We start from the raw sequence: 17,086 nt of genomic DNA, 5'->3' as shown, positions 1-17,086 counted from the left end.
CGAGCCGGAGTTCACTCTGGGTGATGTACTGCTCGCGGAAGACCTCGTCGAAGAAGTGCCAGCTGGACGGAGCGTATCGATTGCACATGGCCGCAGCGTCCCCGAATCCGCGCGCGGTCGATCCTCGCTGCACCTGTGCGCCCGCGGAACTGTGAAAAAGTGAAGGGCGCAACTTTGAAAACGGCGCGCTCGTAAGCTGTTGATTTTCCAGGGTTGGCAGGTGCGACAACCTTGGAGGAACTCACCAAAATGGAAGAAATCCAGCCCGGATCAGGCTTCCAGGTGCGAACGGCCCCGGCGGACAAACTTCCGCGTCGTGAACGAGTGGTCGGCGCCTCGATGCGCTTCACGACAAGCGGAACGCTCGAGCGGATCGTTTCGATCATTGTTGCGCCACGAAATGGAAGCCGCAACAAAGACCAGCGATTGATCGTGGCCGTGCCGAGGCCAGGTTCTACGGCAAGCGGAACTTTGCGCGGTGCCCGGGCGGGAGCGGCGCGGCGGTAGGCCTAGACCCTGGAGCGTCCAGGGTCCAAGATCATCAGGTCGCGATGGCGGCGAGCAGGTCGAGCGCGCCAACGGCCGCGGCGGACTTGGACGCCTGTTTGCTCGCGCCGCCAGCGCGAAACTCTATCGAGTCGCCCGGCCGCGCCAGGTGCACGCGGCACTCGAACGAACTCGGGGTCTTCGAGATCTCGACGAACTCGTAGACGGGTGGTGCCAGGCGCGCCTTCTGCGCGTACTCCTGCAGCAACTGGATCGCCCGACCAGGATTGACCACCTCCGGTACCGATCCGGCGTGGGCCGCCTGGTCGCTGGCCGGGACTTCGCCAGCTCCGCCAACCGGCGACGTCGGCGCAGAGTCTTGGTTCTCATTGCTGGCCGCGCGCACGAGCTGCTCGAGCAGCGCCTGGGCTGCAAGGGCTTCAGCCTGTCTCTTCGTCGAGGACTCGCGCGATCTGGCGCTCGCGCGTCCACCATTCACTGCGAGGTCGACCACGCATACAAAGGAAGGCGCGTTCGATGGTCCCGTCGACGAGCTGATGAATGTCGGCGTGCCAAGTTTGTTCTTCTGGCAGAACTCGAGAAGGGCGCCCTTGGCGTTCGGGAGCTGGGGACTGCCGACCGCCGCGGAAATGGTGGCCGGAGAGGGCGACGTTGCCTCGGTGTTGACGGCGCGCACCACCGGACGCGCGACATTCATGAAGTCGCACAGCGTCTGGAGCGCAGCGGCCTGCTCGGCCGACTTCTTCCTCACATCGGTGGCCACCGCGGTGTAGGTCGCCCCACGTTCGGCATCGCGCATGGTGGCGGTCGCGCGAAAGGATGGGCCCGCGGCGCCTGGTACGGAAACCTCCGTGAACTGAACATCGAAAGAGGTGATGGCGTTGATCGCCCGAGCATGGTTCACGAAGGACATTGCGCTCGCTGGCTTGGCCCTCACCATCGCGATGAACCCATCGGCCAGCGCCTGCGGCAAGGAACTACGGCCCTCGATGAAGCGGACCGAAACCTTGTCGGCCAAGATCCCGGCGCTCATCCGGCGCCGCAATTCGTCAACCAGCGCTGGCGCGAAGGTACCGGCCAGGCCAACCTTCACCGCCTGGCCAAGCTCGTTGTCCGCCAGGCCGCGCAGCGCGTGCTGTGCGTTCGACTCGATCGCGGATAGCGCCTTCGAAAGCACTGGAGCCTTGAAGAATTCAGAGGTCGCTTCCACGTTCGCCTCGGAGGCCTCGAACAGGTCGTTGCCGATCTCAGTCAGATCGTCTTGGGAATAGGGTAGGGCAGTGCCATGGATGAGCGCGACGAGTTGGCGCTGGGCGACCAGGTCAGCGTAGCGTCTCAGGGGCGAGGTGATGTGGGCGTAGGCGGGCACGTTCAGGCCGTAGTGACCGGTGAGCGTGCTTGTGTAGCGTGCCTTCTGGGTGATGAGGTTCAGTCGCTCGGCGGCCGCCGCAGACGATGCGTGTCCGCCGGCGATCCAGGCCTCGAGCGACTCCGGCGCGGCTGTGCCGCGGGGCGCCGAGATCCGGGGCTCGTGGCATCTATATAGAAAGGGCACATCCTTCCGGGCCGCGAGCTCTGCCACCGCCGCGTTGGCCGCGATCATCATCTCCTGGACCAGGATGTGGCCGACCATCTCGCTGGCGTCGTAGTACCGAATGCGACCCTCCTCGTCGGTGAGCAGACTCTGCTGCTGGTCGAAGATGGCAAGGGCGCCGCGCGCGCGACGCTGCTTCAGGAAACCTCTCGCGATCGCGATCGCATCCACCATCGGCAGGTGAAGCTCGTGCGCCTGGTCGCCGGCGATCGCCGGGACATCTCGATAGGCGAGGCGCTGCGCGACAGTGATTTCGCCGAGCGAGAGGTGGGCGCCGGACAGCCGTCCGGCCAGGTCGAGCTCGAGGTCGATGAGCATGGCGGACCGAAGCTCGCCAGCGGTAAGTGTGGCCTGCAGTTCCGAAATGGAGCGCGGCAGCATCGGCTGGGTGGCCTGGCGCCCGCGATAGATCGTCGCTCCCTGTTGGCGGGCGGCCTGGTCTTCCGCGCTGCCCTTCGCAACCACTGCCGACGGATTCGCGATCGCGACGCGAACGATCCACCCGGTCTTTGACCTCGCGACGCCAATCGCGTCGTCCAGGTCACGGGAATGCGGTTCGTCGATGGTGAACAGGGGGATATCGTTGTGCATAAAACATTGTGCCCAGGAAGGCTGGGCTTCCGTCAAGGCTTCGAGCCTGCCGGCGGGCCCAAAAAAAAGCCGTGATCTCGACTGTTTCGAGTATTGTTGCGCCACCAAATTACAGCGCGCCAACAGTCCGATGCAAACAAAAGAAATTGTGTGCATCTTCCTGCATCGCGCACACTGACCACCATGGCGATTCTTCCCCCACCCCCCGGATCCGCAAGGCCTGGCATCCGCACGCAGCCTCCAGAGCAAGGGGCGGGCGGTGGATTGTCTTCTCTCGAACGAGCCCGTTCACTGCGCACCCAGTTCGAGCAGACGGCGCGCGCACATGCTTTCTCGTTCAGTACTGCGCGGGTGGCTGCGGAGGCTGCCGCCGTGACGACGCCTCGGCCGACGTCGGGTGGCAAGGCCGAGGTCAAGTACGACGAGAACCAGCAGCAGCTGATCGACGCCAAGGACCACATCGTCATCGGCGAGGCCGTGGCCGGTTCGGGCAAGACGACCACCGCGGTTGGCTACGCCGCGGCGCGACCGCGCGAAAAGATGATCTACCTGTGCTTCGGCCGCGCGAATGCCGACGAGGCCCGGCAGCGGTTCCCATCGAACGTCGACGTGTTCAACGTGCACAGCCTCGCCTTCAACGCCATCGGCCACAAGTTCAAGGACCGCCTGGTCAAGTCCTGGCGCCCGCGCGACATCGCCGAGCAGCTCGGAGTGGAAAACCGCATCGCCGGCTGCATCGGGAAGACGCTCGCCTCGTTCTATTCCAGCGTGGACTCCGAGATCAACGAATCGCACCTGGCGGTCGTGGCCGATTGGGGTCTGACGCCACTGGAGGAGGAGCTCGTGCTCGGCCACGCCCGCAGCGCCTGGCAGAAGATCATCGCCCCCGGCTCCACCATGCCGGTGACGCACGACACGTACCTGAAGCTCTGGACGATGTCGGGCCCGCGTCTCAACTACGACTGCATGATCCTGGACGAGGCGCAGGACACGAACCCGCTCACCGAGCAGTTGGTCATGGCGCAGCTGGATCGCTGCCGGCTCCTGGCCATCGGCGACCGTCACCAGTCGATCTTCGGCTTCCGTGGCGCCACGAATGCCATGCAGAACCTTCGAGCGATCGAAGGCAGCCGCGTCGTCACGATGCCTCGCACCTGGCGCTTCGGGCCAAGGACGGCGGACGTGGCCAACAAGATCCTGCAGAACCTGAAGGGCGAGTCGATCGTGATCCAGGGCATGGGCAAAGACACTGGCTGGGGCCGGCAGTCCACGCTCCTGACACGCACGAATGCAGGCCTTTTCGACGAGGCCGTGTCCCGCCAGGGCCGCGGCGTGCACTGGCTCGGCGGCGTCGGCAACTACAACCTGGATGTGATCCGGGATGCGTACAACATCTGGGCCCGCTCACTCCATGCCGTCCGGGCCCCGTTCATGAAGCGATTCCGCTCGTGGAACGAGTTTGTCGACTACTCGGAATCGTCGCGCGACGCCGAGACCCGCATGCTTATCAAGGTGGTGGAACGCCACGAGCACAAGATTCCCTACCTGATCGACCAGGTGATCAAGAACGAGGTCCGGGACCCGGCGGCTGCCGAGCTTACTCTGACCACGCTCCACAAGGCGAAGGGCATGGAGTGGGACTGCGTTCGGATTGGGAACGACTTCGAGTTCCTGTTCGAGGCAGAGAAGGAAATCTGCGAGACGGGCGAGCTTTCCCAGGCGACCCAGCAGGAGGTCAACCTGCTGTACGTCGGCATCACCCGGGCCCGCGGCATGTGCCGCCTGAACGATGAAACCGAGCAGTGGCTCAAGGAGCTTCCGATGCTCCAAGTGGAGCGCGCGCGCGCCCTCGAGCTCATGAGCGACGCCGGCGCGCGCCCCGCGGCCTGAATCCCATGACCAGCACCACCGACTCCATCACTCTCGCCGACGGCAAATACACCGTCGAGCTCGGCACCCAGAACGGCCGCTTTTCCTTCACTGCACTGAGGAACGGTCTACCGTGGCGGGACATGTCCGCCGACGGCGATGGAATGATGCTGGCCATGTTCCAAAAGCTGCTCGAGCAACAGGATCGCATCGCCCAGCTCGAGCGCGCAGCCCAGGCGCCGATTCAGCGCACCCTGCAACGCTGGGACGTGGAGGACGGCACCACCGAGCCTGTCGAGGCAGAACCGACCTACACCATGACCATGGACCCGCATCGAGGCCTGCTCGAGATTCGCCCCGCCGGATTGAGCGACGACCAGCTCGTCGGCTTGCCGCAGATGCTCGCGTACGTCGAAATCATGAATGGCCTCCCAAGGCTGATCGTCCAGACGGACATCATCAGCGGCGAAGTGGAGGCCCAGTTCATCTCGCTTCCGGACGGGCGTCTCGTGGACCGGCTCTACGCGATGCCCGACATCCAGGCCATCGGCGAGCAAATCCGTGCGCGCGGCACGGCCCGGTCCGAATCCACAGAGTCCCACCAGGCGCCCCGCGCCTGAACCAACTTTCAGTCAGCAACACGGCATCTCCCAAGAGCCATTCACCAGGAGCGACAGCATCATGACGAACCCAGCAACCCAAGCCGCCGGCACCAAGCCGCCCATTCGATTCAGTTTCGGCCGCTCCGCCGCGTTCGCGCCAACGCCAGCCACGGCACCCGCCGCGGCCCCAGCTGCTCCCGCATCGTCTGCCGTGGCGTCGACGCCAGTCGCAGCTGAAGCGGTGCTGACGACTGCGTCCGAGCATCCGGGCACCACCGCAAACGTTGCACCTGGTCAGCCGGCCGCCGACGCCGCTAGCCAGGCCGACGGCGCGGCTGCGGCCCCGGCGACCGAGCAGATCACCATCATGCTGCCGAGCGGCGGTCGCGAAGGTCAGGTTTTCGGCGGCGTCTTCGGTCGCATGGAAGATGGCAAATTCCGCACCGACCCGCTGTTGAAGCCGATCTACCTGCTCCAGCTCGTCGACGGCGCCGAGCCGGGCGCGGGCATGGACCAGCAGCGTCGCGACCTGATGTCGGCGATTGGCGGTCTGCCGGAAACGGTCACCATCTCGGTACCGACCGCTCTTGTCGCTCCTCTGAAGGCAACCCTCGCGCATCTGAGTGGTGCGCGCTGGGAACAGCTCTACGCGAGCGTCGGCCTGGCAGCCAACCCCATGGCAAAGTTCGCGTTGGCCAACGAGGCACGCATGGCGCGCGATGCGGTTGCCCAGATCACTCGAGTCGGCGGCGAGCTCTTCACGGTGCAGATCGCGGCGCCGAAGGAGCTGCGCTTCATGGAGGGCGGCGGCGACGACGAGTACGACGACTACGGGAGCGGGCTTACCGGTGTGCCGCAACCCGTTGCCGGCCAGCCTGTGACCACTGCCGTGGCCGGCGAGGTCGCATTGAATGCTGCCGGGCACGAGACGCTCGCCAGCGCCTGCAACGGCCGCCATGAAGGCGACACCGTGACCTACACGCACGTGGAGTCGTTCCCTGTCCTGGCTGACAGCGCGGAGAACGCAGAGAGGGTGCTGGCGTTGGTGCCGCAATCGCTCAAGGTGCGCACCTCCATCGCGGCCAGCGACGTGATGGTGAACGGCCAGCCGTACATCCTGGCGGCCCCGGTGCTCAACGACGAAGGCCCGGCGGCCGACGCCCCTCGCTGAGCTCTCGGCGACACGCGGCGTCGCGAACTGACATCTTTTGGTTTACGACGCCGCGCGAGTAGTCTGATACAAACGTAAAAACGTGCCAAAACATTGCGCAGGATTCGTGCGTGGAGCGACAATGATGCGAACAGACACTCCCTCGGGGCTGCTCTGTGTCAGATCGAGGCGGGCTGCTACACATCCGGTGACAGGCCGCCAGCACGATGGCGATCGCTGCTTCGGCACGCACGCGCCATTTGCATCACGGGGTTGAGAGTGCGCCTGCCATCAGGCGAGTGATGAATCGGAAAGGCAAAAAAAAGCGAGCACCGGATAAATCCAGAATGCTCGCTGCGGGTGACCAAGTCACCGATCAAGGCTGAAACGAAGTCCGAAGATCCTCGCGTTCAAACTCAACCGCTGCCTCAGTACCGAGGAAGATGCCTTTCAAGGCAGTTCTCAGTACCGGGTAGCAGGATTGAGGGACACAGAGCTGCATCACCACCGAATCGCGCCACCCAGAGTGTGAAAAGCACCAAAGGGCAAAACGTTGGCGCGATTATGGTAGATGCATCTACCAAGTGTCAACGCGACGACCTCTTCTGAAGCTCGTTCGACGCCGTGCTCGCGTGCCTTGTGGTCGTTGCGCAGCGCGATCCAGCACTACATCTACCAGACTTCTACCATCTCTCTACCAAGTGGAGATTCGGCAGCCTGTTTTGGCCGACAACATAACCTGTACCAGTCAGGGGATATTCGGCGCGGTAGTTGAACGTTGAGCGTGGTCCTCAGGGCCGCGGCATTCTCGAAATTGGCCTGCGCGGCCACCGGAGCTCGTTCGTTTGCGACGAGCAGTGCAAGACAGCGGCCTACTTTTTGAAGACGAGGACCTGGACAGCGGGGGCGGCGGCGAGCCGTCCACGTTGTCGCAGTTGGCCTATGGGGGTGTGCTCGAGACTTCGCGCGCGCTCGGCGTCGATGGCTATTCGTCTGAGCAGCTTTCCCGCAGCGGCTTCTTCACGATCTTGAACCTGGGGCCCGGCGTCGCGAAGCCCCAACGGAGCTACCACCTTAGCCAGCTGAACGAGGTGATCGCAGCTGCAGAGAAGATGCGCCTCCCGGATTTCTATGTGGGCAACGCGCTGTATGCGAGCAAGAGGTCGCGCCAGATCTCCAACGTCAAGTCGCTCCAGGTCGCTTGGGTGGACCTTGACTGCTACAACGAAGGCATTGACCCCACCCCGGAGTTCGTCGAGAAGCTCATTGCAAGAGCGCGTTTCGCTGGGATCCCCGCTCCGAGCCACGTCGTCTCCTCGGGCCGCGGTCTCTATCTGAAGTGGCTCCTCGACAAGCCGGTTCCTGACAGCCTGCTGCCGGCCTGGAATCAGGTCCAGCGCGCCCTCAGCCAGCTCTATGTGGATCTCGGCGCCGACATCAAGGCTACCGATGCAGCGCGCGTGCTCCGCGTCGTGAACACAATGAACGGCAAGGTGATGGCCGAACAGAAGCGCGCGGGCAGTGGCCTGGTCGGCGTCGTCTGGGATGGCGGCCAGCGCCACTCGTTCGAAACGCTGTGGCAAACCGTCAACCTGCTGGACCTGGAGACCACGAAGGCGATCAAGAAGGCGGGCGCAAAGGTAGCGCATCTGGCTGGCCGCAACGGATTGATCCCGGACTTCATTCTGCCGCCGGGCGCGCGCGGCGACCTCGGCCTCCTCGAAGAGTTCGGAACCACGCGTCTCCCTCGCCTCGACCTCGAGGCCAAGGCCAGGGCCGAAGGGAAGGGCAATGGCTTCTCCGGTGTCTCGCTGGCCTGGAATCGCTTCCTCGACCTGCGCGACCTCATGCAGCGGCGCGCTGAGGCGACTGGCGGTACCGGTGTTCAAGAGGGATCGCGCGATCTGACCATGCTCTGGATGGTCAACTTCCTGGCTCAAGCTCGGGTCGTGAACTCGAAGAACGTCTATCGCGAGATCGATGGACTGATGCGGGCGTTCGACGGCGCCGACCTGCCTGGGCCTCGTGGGTTCGAGCATCCTGAGAAGTCCGGCTCGCTGCACACCTTGGTCCGTCGAATCAAGGCGAGTGAGGCCGGCCACAAGGTCCGTCACGCGGGCGGCCTGTGGGATCCGAAATACACGCCTTCGAACGACTACCTCATCAACGTCTTCGGCATCACAGGCGACGAGATGCGGGATATGCGAACGCTTATCGATCAGAACGAGAAGCGCGCGAGGGCCGATCGCCAGGTGGTAGGCCGCGCCGAGCGCCGCGCGGTTCGCCACTCGTGGAACGACCAGGCGCTGCGAATGCGCGACGAGCGTGTCGCGGCGCTGAAGGGTGGAGATACCTCAATGCCGGAGCAGAAGTTGTGCGCCTGGATTGCTCACGAGTTGAAGCTCGGGACCGACCAGGTCCGCAAGTTCTTCAAGCGTCACGACGACAAGGTCCGCCTTGCCGAAGCCCGCAAACGAGGCGAGGCTCCGGCAAGGGCCTATCGCAAAGCAGCAGAGCTGACCCCCGACGAGCTGGAGGCTCGGAATCGCCTGAACGCGAAGAGGAAGCAAGCGCGCTTCCTCAAGGGGCTCCGCGGCAACGGATACACCGGGGACGGTAGCGCGGAGGACGTGCGGGCCTGGCTCGACGCGAAGACCGAGGCGTTCAAACAGGACAACGAGCGCGCCACCGCGGCCGCCGTCGATCAAGCGCTGCAAACGCAGGCGGAGAAACGCCGCGGGATGAACGCAGTGTTGGATCGGTTGCTGCGTAAGACAGGTGATCGCGCCGGCGCGCCCGATGCTCCGGACGTCCTCCCGCCGGCGGGGCCGGCGTGCGTGGTCGACACGATAGGCGGCGGCACGGCGAGCGGAGGAGATCGGGAGGAGGGCGCCGATTCGATCCTTACATCCGAGTCGGAAAGAGTTGCAAAAACATTACTCCGTTCTATTAGTCAGATGCGGGACAATCCGGCAAACCAGGCGCCTACCATGAATCCGCTTCCTTCCGAACATCCGAGCCCAGACGAACCTGCATCCGTCTCCATTGTGGGAGCGGGGAAAAAGGCGTCGAAGCGTTCACTCTTGAACAAGGCCCGCAAGGCCCAGAACAAGGATCCGCTTCTGGTGAGTGCGAACGATCCCGTGATCGAGTCTGCGTCTACGACACCTACCGCTCCGCTGGAGGCAGAGGCCGCGTCAGGTACGCCGCAGGATGTCGCGCGGATCGCAACCGGCGTCATTCCTCCCGATCTCATCGAGTCCTGGGGCGAATCTTCTCCGGATGACTCGGAGCAAGCTGGCATGCCGGACCTGGACGACGGCTACCTCGATTCATTCACCGAAGCGGAAGCGCCTGGCGCCTCCTCGCCGCGGGTGACCAAGGCGGAGCAACCGTCCGACGAGGCGGGTGGTCCTGGCGCATCGGTCTCCTCGGTCTCATCTGCTGCCGTATTTGCCTCTGCACGGCCAGCGCCAGTCCTGGCATTCGCGCGCGGAGCCAACGCGCGCGCTCCGATCGCGCCAGGTGTCGGACGTGGCTTCGGGTTCAACCGCCCCACGTCGCTGGGGCCGGCACGCAGCAGCCCAGTTCCCGCATCGGTCGATCCGGCAGCATCGGGAGAAGTAGGGTTCGCCCCCGTGCGCAGAGCCGTCTCCGCACCCACCCAGCCCCTTGGCTTTGGCGGGCCGCCCCGGTTGTCGCCTGACCAAGCGCGCGCGAACGGCCAACACCAGGACTTCGCCAAGCTCTTCGAGGAACCGCGCTACGAAGCCGACGGCATTCCGGTCACTTACCCGAAGGCCGATGTCTGGCCGCACGAGGACCTCCCTGCCGGCAGCCGCTACACCCGCGAGGAGTGGGCCAAGGCGCGTGAGCCCGACGCAGAACTCGCGACCGGCCACGTGGTCGTCGAACTGCAGGTTGGCAATCCCATCACCTCCGCGCTGATCAAGGTGCCCCGCAAGGCGCCCGCCGTGGGAGGTCCTGCACTGGTCGCCCGCACCCGTGTAGTCGACGGCAAGGTCGTCAAGGCAGAACCTTGGAAAGGCATCGACGACGCGATGGCCGACGCGATCGCCGACACAATTGTTGTTTCCCGGAAGTCGCCCCTTGCGGCCGAGGTGCGCGGTGCGGTCGAGGGCGGGCTCGAGATCGTTCGCGGCGGGGTGAGCGCCTATTTCCGCTTCATCCGCCCGAAGAGCCACTTCACGGATCCGGACAAGTTCATTTACATCAACTCAAAGCTTCAGATGACCGGTTCCTTGGGCGACGTGGGTGCGCGCGCGGCGGCTCCTGTCGAAGAGACACCACCGGCGGACGCAGTTGAGCAGGTAGAACTCGAAACAGCGGAGGCCCCCCGTGGTTGACGACAAGGCTCGCCGGGCGATCGACTACGGCACTCGCCAATGGACGCCCGAGGACGATCTTGCCTCGGCGCGTATGGGGCTACAGCGTCGGCTCGATAGCCAACGTGCGCGTCGACATGCGCACCAGGGCGCGGGCGAACGCACTCCGGCGGCCCGGCCGGTGCCCGACAACAGGCAGCCGATCGCTCAGGTCACGCTCAGCTACGCCGAGCTCCTCAGAGCGCTGTCCCTTGCTGCGGCCGACCAGCGCGGCGTCACTCTGACGCGCACCGCGCACAACGTCTATCTCAAGCTGGCGAATCCGAGCGACGAGGGTTCGGCGGCAGATGGCATCGCAGCACTCATCGAGCTTGAGCTGGCTGTTCGCGATCGCCTCGAGGCGTCTGTCGCTCGCAGGTACCTCGGACTCAACGGTCTCGACCACGAGCTCGGCAGCGAGGCCGAGAGTGAACCGGCTGATCATTCGACTGAGCGGATGGGTTGATGATGAGCGCCCTCCTGGATCAAGAGAACGAGTTGCCCGGCGGCAACTGGGCGCGCGTCGCCACGATAGAAGGGTTTCTGGAGCGCGTCCAATACATGCCGGATGTCGAGGCGGAGCAAGAGCTTCTCGCCAGAAAGAATCTGCAAGCTGCCGAGACTGCTCGGTTGCAGATGGAGCTCCGACGGCTCGACTCCGCTCGGGGAGTCAAGTGCAAGGAATCACGCGACATTGGATATCGCCTCCAAGCGATGACATCCGACAACGCGCGACTGGCCTCGACGCTGAAGGAGCTGCGTATCCGGATGGAGCGGTCCAACTGGTCGAACGCAGTACGTGCCGTTTTCGGAAGTGAAGGTTGGGCGCAATGTCGGGAATGGATGGCCGCCGAGCAGGCTGCGTCTTCTGCGCAGTTCATCTTGCCTGGGCCAACGCTGCCCACGCGCGACGAATCAGAGGAAGAAGAGGTAGAAAGGCCGCGCGGCTGATCGCCTGCTTCCAGCGATCAGCGCACTGAGCCTCGAAGGTCCGCCGACGCCGCTCTCTAGATCCTTGTCGCCGGACTTTCCGCTGGCTGCTCTCCTTCTCCGGCCAGCGTGCCGGCCGACAGACCTCCCGCGCCGCCCAACCGAGTGCCCATTAGCGAAGTGCGCCTACTGCCAGGCTGGTACATACGACGCGATGCTCCCTGCTACCGCGTGACCAACAGGAAGGTGCGCGAGATGCTGAACTTCGAACGGTGAGACCTTACCGAACCCCACGCTCCCTGGTACCTTGTTTTGGACATCACCATCAGGTCCCACGAGGAACATCATGAGCAAGCGCCTTCTTGGCTCCGAGATGATAGCCATCAGGTCGACAGCTTTCTACGGAGAGCGCATCCGTGCACTGCGAACCGCGAAGCGATGGACCCAAGTGGATCTAGCGCGTCGAGCCAACGTGTCGCAGTCCACCGTCGTTGCGGTGGAACGCGGCGATTCCACGAACCGACGCATGATCACCCATCTGGCAGGTGTTCTTGGCGCGGACTTCGCGTGCATGCCTGGGCGCGTACCTAGGCCCACGACGATGTTGAACTTCACGCCAGACCGCCGGGAACTGCTCTTGGAGCACCCGGCTGCGTTCGCGCACGCGTACGCCGCAATCATGAAGGCCATGGGTCCCGTTTCAAGGTGAGCACGCAAGCGCCTCACCTCATGAACGGGGCCGATACAGTATCCAACGAGCCTCGAAGAGGCTGCCGCGCGCGCCGTACCCAGCGAATGCATGGTGCTGGTCACCATGCGCTCGGAGGAGGGTCGCGTTCGGCTCCACCGACTTCATGTGAGCTGGGCGAAAAGGCGTGCTGCGCCTCAGGCGGACGGTGCCATCTTCTACGGTCCGACACAGGGAACGGGGTAGCCAAAGACTCCAGCGTGGAACTGATCCACCACCTATCGCAAACCCATGGTCGACTGATATCTTGAACTGGAGAGCTATTTCCAGACACAAACTCCACCACCGCCCAAACAGCACTATGACGGCTTCGACCCCGGCAACAATATCGATCCGCTTGGCGGACGCTCTAACGCGAACCGACGCGAAGAACAGGGCAGTCGCTGCCGCGTGGATCCGCGAGGACGCACGGTCGGCACGTGACAGCGACTCGGATGCAGGCCTCCGCCCCAATCTCGCGCTGGCCGAACTGCTCGATGAGATCGCCAACAACCTGGATGGCTACCCTTGCCTGTCCGAAGGCGAGGTTCTGCGTCTTGTCGAGCGGACGGCACTGGATGCATCCGTCGCTGAGCTCGAGGCACTGAATGCGCGAGCGACCGCAGAGCCGCTGTATCCATCAGAAGGGGAATCGCTCGCACTGGTGCTGCATGAACTGAAGCGCCTTCGTTCGCCCTTTCCAGTAGTAGCGAAGGTCGTCAACAAACTGGGTGCTCGCACACTCCAATGGACGCATGCCGCCGAAGGCTTGCCCGATGGCACATGCCTCTATGCCGGCCCCGCCAGCTCTACCGTTCTGGCAGAGGAGCTGGCGCCCGCCGAGTCCGGAGTTTTGTCGCACAACCCGCAGGCTCCTGATCCCGCGGTGGTTACTCAGGAGGACCTGGAGGCACTCCTCTACGTCGAGGACATGGTTCGAAGCAGCGGCTTCGGCGACAAGGCCGACCGCCTGACGCACCTTCATGACGTGCTGCTGCGCGTGGCACAAGGACGCGAGGCTTCGCATTACAAGGAATCGCTCGACCGCGCCGTGCAGCGGCTGGTGCTGATGCGCGAGCTCATCCCCGCAGAAGCCCTTCGCACATTCGAGGTCGAGTGGCGTACGCGAAAGCGTGAGCCTCTGGCCGACGCCGATGCGCTCAACTTGCCGGAGACCGTGCGCAGCGAGTTGCGAGGCATGGCCAGCCATTGCGGCGCCGTGGCGTACTCACCAGCTCCGATGCGCGCTGTGCGCGGTGTGAGCCTGACGTTCGAGCAGTTGGAGGCTTTTGCACTGCTCGTATCCGGCGCAGTGTGGCCAGTACCGACGGAGGTGCATCGATGAGCGGAGATCTGGACGCTTGGCTCAAGGCGGGGAAGCACCTGCCGCCCCCCATGCGCGACTTCCACGATCAGAAGGACGTGTTTGGCGCGATGCACACGCTCCAGGGCACGGGCGACCCGGGTGGTGCGCAGAATCGGGTCGAGCAGCTCTTCGAGGTTACGCCGGTGGCGGGGCACGCTTACGTGGTGGACCGTTTCCTCACCTTCCTCGCTCGACGCGGCTGGACCTTGCAGCGCAGCAGGGCTGACCTCCCCTTCGGAGATCTGGACGCCGATGTGAAAAGAGTGGCCGCAGCGCGCAGAGCGCAGTTCCAGGCGCTCGTCCTCGGAATTCCCCGGCCTGTTGGCGGAAACCCTGAAAGCGAAGGAGGACGTCTGACCCCCACCGCCGGTGGCGAAGAGCCCCTGGACGAACCTGTCAGCGAGAACCCCTGGCGGGACCTGGTCTGGAAGTTGGCGGTCGAGCTCAACTGCCTCCCGAGCTCGGCCGCGAGCGGCAACGACCATCTGGTCGCCGCGGCACGCAGGCTCTCTGCCCAGGCGCGGTCGCCCGGAGCGCCACTGACTGATGAGCAGATCCTTGAGTGCGAGAACTTCGCCTCGAGGTCTGCCCGGACCACCCGCGACCTGACGCTGCGAACCGTTCGCCTGGCCTCAGCTATTGAAGCGAATCCCATGACGGTGGCGGCGGCGGCGCGCGCGCTGGGGAAGCCGTACTTTGATCGCAAGCCAGGCTACGCGGGCGAGCCAGTGCCGACGACCTGGATGGAACGCTTTCGCGAGGCTTTGGCGGTCATGTGCGGCGGCAAGATGCCACCGCTGGATATGTGCGAGCAGTGGGTGCGCAACGAACAGATCGACGGCGCCGATCCTCTGCAAGCCTGGGTGGTGGATCACGCCCAGGTAGCCTGGCACACAGGCATCGGCACCATTGAGGCGGCGCAGGTCTGGGCCGACACCCCGGAGGAGGGCGTCGACCACGAGGACCGTGAGGACGCCTATCCGCGGGACCCTCCCTCAGAGGGGGAGCAGCCGGTATGAAGGCGCAGGACATCGTGGCCACGGCGACCCACTTCTACGTGGCCAACCTCAGTCACGGCATCAAGGAGCACCGATACATCGCCTTCTGGCGCCCTAACGATGCGAGTTATGCCTACCCCTTGTCGTGGGCCGGTCGCTACGACCGCGCAACGGTCCTCGCACACCTAGACTACTACAACAGCGGCGATAACATCGCGGTGCCCTGCGAGATCGTCGAGCAGCTCGCCATCGCGCCGGCGCCCGGAATGATCGATGGAGACGCAGGCCCTGTCGTCCCGAGCAACGCCGAGTGCTGGGACGTGCTCATCGCCTACAAGATCGCCGAGACGAAGTACGAGCCGAAGCCGAAGTTTCGGCGCGCTCCGCGGGCGGCCCGTAGTTTCCGCTCTCACGATAATTCCACCACTACTTCCTAGACCAGCTGGATTCCTGATGCGAACCAAAATGATGGCGGCGATGACCGCAATGCTTGCCCTTTGCGCCCAGGGCACGGCCGCCCATACGCAACAGTGGTATGCCGAACATATCGCCGAAGCGAAGGCGATGGAGGCAAGCTGCCTGAAGCGGTTGAAAGCGAACGAGCAGCTCACCTCGGAGGAGATGGCCGAATGCCGGCGGGCGGGCAGTGCGATTGCGAGATCCGGCAAGTATGAGGTCAAGACGCCGGCCAGGACATGGTGGTGAAGGTTCGACCAGTGCGCGGATGGTGCTTCACCTCGAGAACGAGCTCTGGTCGGCCGGCGCCATCGGCTACTCTTGACTCGGCATTTGCCTACTCCAAGGAGTCAGCTTGACCTCCGATAGCCCAAAGGCCGAAACCTACAAGTCATTGATCACCCTTTCGGTGGAGGGTTTCAAGTTCGCGGCGTTGACCAATGGCGGCGCGGCGGTCGCGCTCTTGTCTTATCTCGGGAACATAGCGTCAAAGGGCGCCGCGGCGCCCGATATGCGCATGCCTATGGGTTTCTTTCTCGCGGGACTTGTCTGTTGCGGAATCGCGATGTTCTACGCGTATCTAACCCAGCTTACTCTCTTCAACGAGATGCATGTCGGGACCTCGAAGCACGCTTTCTACTTGCGAGCTTCGATGGTCCTTCTTGCAACCAGCTTAGGATGTTTCGCAGTCGGATCTTGGACTGCAGTTCAGCGGTTCAGCTAGCCCCGGGGCCCGCCTACCCTTTCCGCAGGTCGTCGGGCGCAAAGTTCAATGCCGCGCGTCGCCGTCGAGTAATACTGGCGAGCTACCGGCCTCGATGTATCGAATCGGGTCCACTGCCGCGCCGCCGCGTCGCACCTCGAAGTGCAGCTTCACGCGGTCTGCGTCGGTGCTCCCCATCCGGGCGATCACCTGGCCACGCTGTACGTTCTGGCCTTCCTTGACCAGCAGTTGGCTGTTGTGCGCGTAGGCCGTCATGTAGGCCCCGTCGTGCTTGATCATGACCAGCTGACCGTATCCGCGCGGGCCCTGCGCCGCGAACGCGACCTGCCCAGCACGCGCCGCGTACACAGGATCGCCCTTTGCTCCGGCGAAGTCCACGCCCTTGCTGGCCCGTCCGTCGAATCGTGTCAGTACTGCGCCGGCGGCGGGCCTGAGAAAGCGGCGCTCGGACGAGCCCACGGGGGCATCGCCACTCAGACTGTTCTGAGGCTTCTGCGCCGCGGTGTCGGCGCGCTCTGCGCCTCGTGGCTTGGTGCGAGTCGCCTTCTTCGCCGACCTGATCGCCGATCGTGTTTTTGACACGCTTGACGACTGTGCCACGCGCGCGGTCGCGTCGGGTGACGGTGACTTGGCGCCGACAACGGAGGAAAGCGCAGGACCTGTCGGGCCGGGTTGGGTCGCACAGCCAACCATGATGAACAGCGCGCCAACCGCAATGCCACTGGCGAGTGACGCCGGGACGGTTGGCCGCCTCGCCGCGGGAAGTGGATTTTCATTGCTCATGGGCATCACTGTATGTCGAAAGAGGTACTCAAACGCAGGCTCAAGCGCTGGGAGGACACGAATAAATCCCGGAACAACATTGCGCTATTTCGTTTCGTACGAGTACTCTAGTGCGGAGCAAATAAGGCAACGCATCATGAACCAGCCCAAAGAGATCACCAAGGCTCCCATCCACCCGATCGCGATCGGCCAGATTTGGGCACAGGCCGATCCGCGGATCGAGGTCGTAGAGATGAGCGCGCCGCGCAAGCATCTATTCGCCCGCAACAAGGTTGCAGTCGTCCAGGACATCGGCATCAAGAACATCGCCACCGGGCGCGTCTCGCACGCACGGAGTGATCGCTTCAACGGCAAGAAGGACGGCTACGTCTTCGTGCGTGAGGCGCCGAAGTTGTGAGCGAACG

At 64.1% G+C, this 17,086-nt stretch carries 16 protein-coding genes; 14 read left to right on the top strand and 2 right to left on the bottom strand.

Going from position 1 to position 17,086, the window contains the following annotated elements; translation table 11 throughout:
* Positions 1 to 231: 231 nt before the first annotated feature.
* Positions 232 to 507: a hypothetical protein gene (locus tag ACSQ9A_RS39720; protein WP_436308168.1), complete on the top strand. Its 276-nt coding sequence runs from the start codon at positions 232 to 234 to the stop codon at positions 505 to 507.
* Positions 508 to 541: 34 nt separating this feature from the next.
* On the opposite strand, the gene ACSQ9A_RS39715 is transcribed toward ACSQ9A_RS39720, so the two are convergent.
* Entirely contained in the window at positions 542 to 2,692 is a 2,151-nt protein-coding gene (locus ACSQ9A_RS39715; RefSeq protein ID WP_436308167.1) for an RNB domain-containing ribonuclease, read from the bottom strand.
* A 93-nt stretch (positions 2,693 to 2,785) separates the two neighbouring features.
* On the opposite strand from ACSQ9A_RS39715, the gene ACSQ9A_RS39710 reads away from it, so the two are divergent.
* From ACSQ9A_RS39710 to ACSQ9A_RS39655, 12 genes are all read left to right on the top strand, one after another.
* Positions 2,786 to 4,582: a UvrD-helicase domain-containing protein gene (locus ACSQ9A_RS39710; RefSeq protein WP_436308166.1), complete on the top strand. Its 1,797-nt coding sequence runs from the start codon at positions 2,786 to 2,788 to the stop codon at positions 4,580 to 4,582.
* Between the two features lie 5 nt (positions 4,583 to 4,587).
* Positions 4,588 to 5,181, top strand: coding sequence for a hypothetical protein (locus tag ACSQ9A_RS39705; RefSeq protein ID WP_436308165.1), 594 nt, complete (start codon positions 4,588 to 4,590; stop codon positions 5,179 to 5,181).
* A gap of 61 nt (positions 5,182 to 5,242) precedes the next feature.
* On the top strand, positions 5,243 to 6,334 hold the full coding sequence (locus ACSQ9A_RS39700) for a hypothetical protein (protein ID WP_436308164.1): 1,092 nt from the start codon (positions 5,243 to 5,245) through the stop codon (positions 6,332 to 6,334).
* Positions 6,335 to 7,170: 836 nt separating this feature from the next.
* Positions 7,171 to 10,680 (top strand): hypothetical protein, encoded by a 3,510-nt coding sequence (locus tag ACSQ9A_RS39695; protein ID WP_436308163.1) that lies wholly within the window; start codon positions 7,171 to 7,173, stop codon positions 10,678 to 10,680.
* Positions 10,673 to 11,164, top strand: a complete 492-nt coding sequence (locus ACSQ9A_RS39690) for a hypothetical protein (RefSeq protein ID WP_436308162.1) — start codon at positions 10,673 to 10,675, stop codon at positions 11,162 to 11,164. The genes ACSQ9A_RS39695 and ACSQ9A_RS39690 overlap by 8 nt, the downstream gene beginning before the upstream one ends.
* A 2-nt stretch (positions 11,165 to 11,166) precedes the next feature.
* Positions 11,167 to 11,649 (top strand): hypothetical protein, encoded by a 483-nt coding sequence (locus ACSQ9A_RS39685; RefSeq protein WP_436308161.1) that lies wholly within the window; start codon positions 11,167 to 11,169, stop codon positions 11,647 to 11,649.
* A 325-nt stretch (positions 11,650 to 11,974) separates the two neighbouring features.
* Positions 11,975 to 12,337 (top strand): helix-turn-helix domain-containing protein, encoded by a 363-nt coding sequence (locus tag ACSQ9A_RS39680; protein WP_436308160.1) that lies wholly within the window; start codon positions 11,975 to 11,977, stop codon positions 12,335 to 12,337.
* A 340-nt stretch (positions 12,338 to 12,677) separates the two neighbouring features.
* Positions 12,678 to 13,700: a hypothetical protein gene (locus ACSQ9A_RS39675; RefSeq protein ID WP_436308159.1), complete on the top strand. Its 1,023-nt coding sequence runs from the start codon at positions 12,678 to 12,680 to the stop codon at positions 13,698 to 13,700.
* Positions 13,697 to 14,740, top strand: coding sequence for a hypothetical protein (locus tag ACSQ9A_RS39670; protein ID WP_436308158.1), 1,044 nt, complete (start codon positions 13,697 to 13,699; stop codon positions 14,738 to 14,740). The genes ACSQ9A_RS39675 and ACSQ9A_RS39670 overlap by 4 nt, the downstream gene beginning before the upstream one ends.
* Positions 14,737 to 15,156, top strand: coding sequence for a hypothetical protein (locus ACSQ9A_RS39665; RefSeq protein WP_436308157.1), 420 nt, complete (start codon positions 14,737 to 14,739; stop codon positions 15,154 to 15,156). The genes ACSQ9A_RS39670 and ACSQ9A_RS39665 overlap by 4 nt, the downstream gene beginning before the upstream one ends.
* A 16-nt stretch (positions 15,157 to 15,172) precedes the next feature.
* Positions 15,173 to 15,424, top strand: coding sequence for a hypothetical protein (locus ACSQ9A_RS39660; protein ID WP_436308156.1), 252 nt, complete (start codon positions 15,173 to 15,175; stop codon positions 15,422 to 15,424).
* A 106-nt stretch (positions 15,425 to 15,530) separates the two neighbouring features.
* Positions 15,531 to 15,899, top strand: a complete 369-nt coding sequence (locus tag ACSQ9A_RS39655; protein WP_436308155.1) for a hypothetical protein — start codon at positions 15,531 to 15,533, stop codon at positions 15,897 to 15,899.
* Between the two features lie 45 nt (positions 15,900 to 15,944).
* On the opposite strand, the gene ACSQ9A_RS39650 is transcribed toward ACSQ9A_RS39655, so the two are convergent.
* Positions 15,945 to 16,682 carry a murein hydrolase activator EnvC family protein gene (locus tag ACSQ9A_RS39650; protein WP_436308154.1) on the bottom strand — a complete coding sequence of 246 codons (738 nt, stop codon included), beginning with the start codon at positions 16,680 to 16,682 and terminating at the stop codon, positions 15,945 to 15,947.
* Between the two features lie 136 nt (positions 16,683 to 16,818).
* Between ACSQ9A_RS39650 and ACSQ9A_RS39645 the strand changes: the two genes are divergently transcribed.
* The gene (locus tag ACSQ9A_RS39645) at positions 16,819 to 17,079 is read left to right on the top strand and encodes a hypothetical protein (RefSeq protein WP_436308153.1); all 261 of its coding nucleotides are present in this window, start codon (positions 16,819 to 16,821) and stop codon (positions 17,077 to 17,079) included.
* The last annotated feature ends 7 nt before the right edge of the window (positions 17,080 to 17,086 follow it).

Source organism: Variovorax sp. LjRoot290, assembly GCF_964253985.1.
Taxonomy (GTDB): domain Bacteria; phylum Pseudomonadota; class Gammaproteobacteria; order Burkholderiales; family Burkholderiaceae_C; genus Variovorax.
Note: the sequence above shows the minus strand (reverse complement) of the source record. Positions and strands in the feature narration are given on the sequence as shown.

Excerpts from the sequence above, each read along its gene's own strand:
- ACSQ9A_RS39670 (WP_436308158.1), top strand. The coding sequence starts at position 13,697 with ATGAGCGGAGATCTGGACGCTTGGCTCAAGGCGGGGAAGCACCTGCCG.
- ACSQ9A_RS39685 (WP_436308161.1), top strand. The coding sequence starts at position 11,167 with ATGAGCGCCCTCCTGGATCAAGAGAACGAGTTGCCCGGCGGCAACTGG.
- ACSQ9A_RS39660 (WP_436308156.1), top strand. The coding sequence starts at position 15,173 with ATGCGAACCAAAATGATGGCGGCGATGACCGCAATGCTTGCCCTTTGC.
- ACSQ9A_RS39705 (WP_436308165.1), top strand. The coding sequence starts at position 4,588 with ATGACCAGCACCACCGACTCCATCACTCTCGCCGACGGCAAATACACC.
- ACSQ9A_RS39700 (WP_436308164.1), top strand. The coding sequence starts at position 5,243 with ATGACGAACCCAGCAACCCAAGCCGCCGGCACCAAGCCGCCCATTCGA.
- ACSQ9A_RS39675 (WP_436308159.1), top strand. The coding sequence starts at position 12,678 with ATGACGGCTTCGACCCCGGCAACAATATCGATCCGCTTGGCGGACGCT.
- ACSQ9A_RS39645 (WP_436308153.1), top strand. The coding sequence starts at position 16,819 with ATGAACCAGCCCAAAGAGATCACCAAGGCTCCCATCCACCCGATCGCG.
- ACSQ9A_RS39650 (WP_436308154.1), bottom strand. The coding sequence starts at position 16,682 with ATGAGCAATGAAAATCCACTTCCCGCGGCGAGGCGGCCAACCGTCCCG.
- ACSQ9A_RS39665 (WP_436308157.1), top strand. The coding sequence starts at position 14,737 with ATGAAGGCGCAGGACATCGTGGCCACGGCGACCCACTTCTACGTGGCC.
- ACSQ9A_RS39715 (WP_436308167.1), bottom strand. The coding sequence starts at position 2,692 with ATGCACAACGATATCCCCCTGTTCACCATCGACGAACCGCATTCCCGT.
- ACSQ9A_RS39680 (WP_436308160.1), top strand. The coding sequence starts at position 11,975 with ATGAGCAAGCGCCTTCTTGGCTCCGAGATGATAGCCATCAGGTCGACA.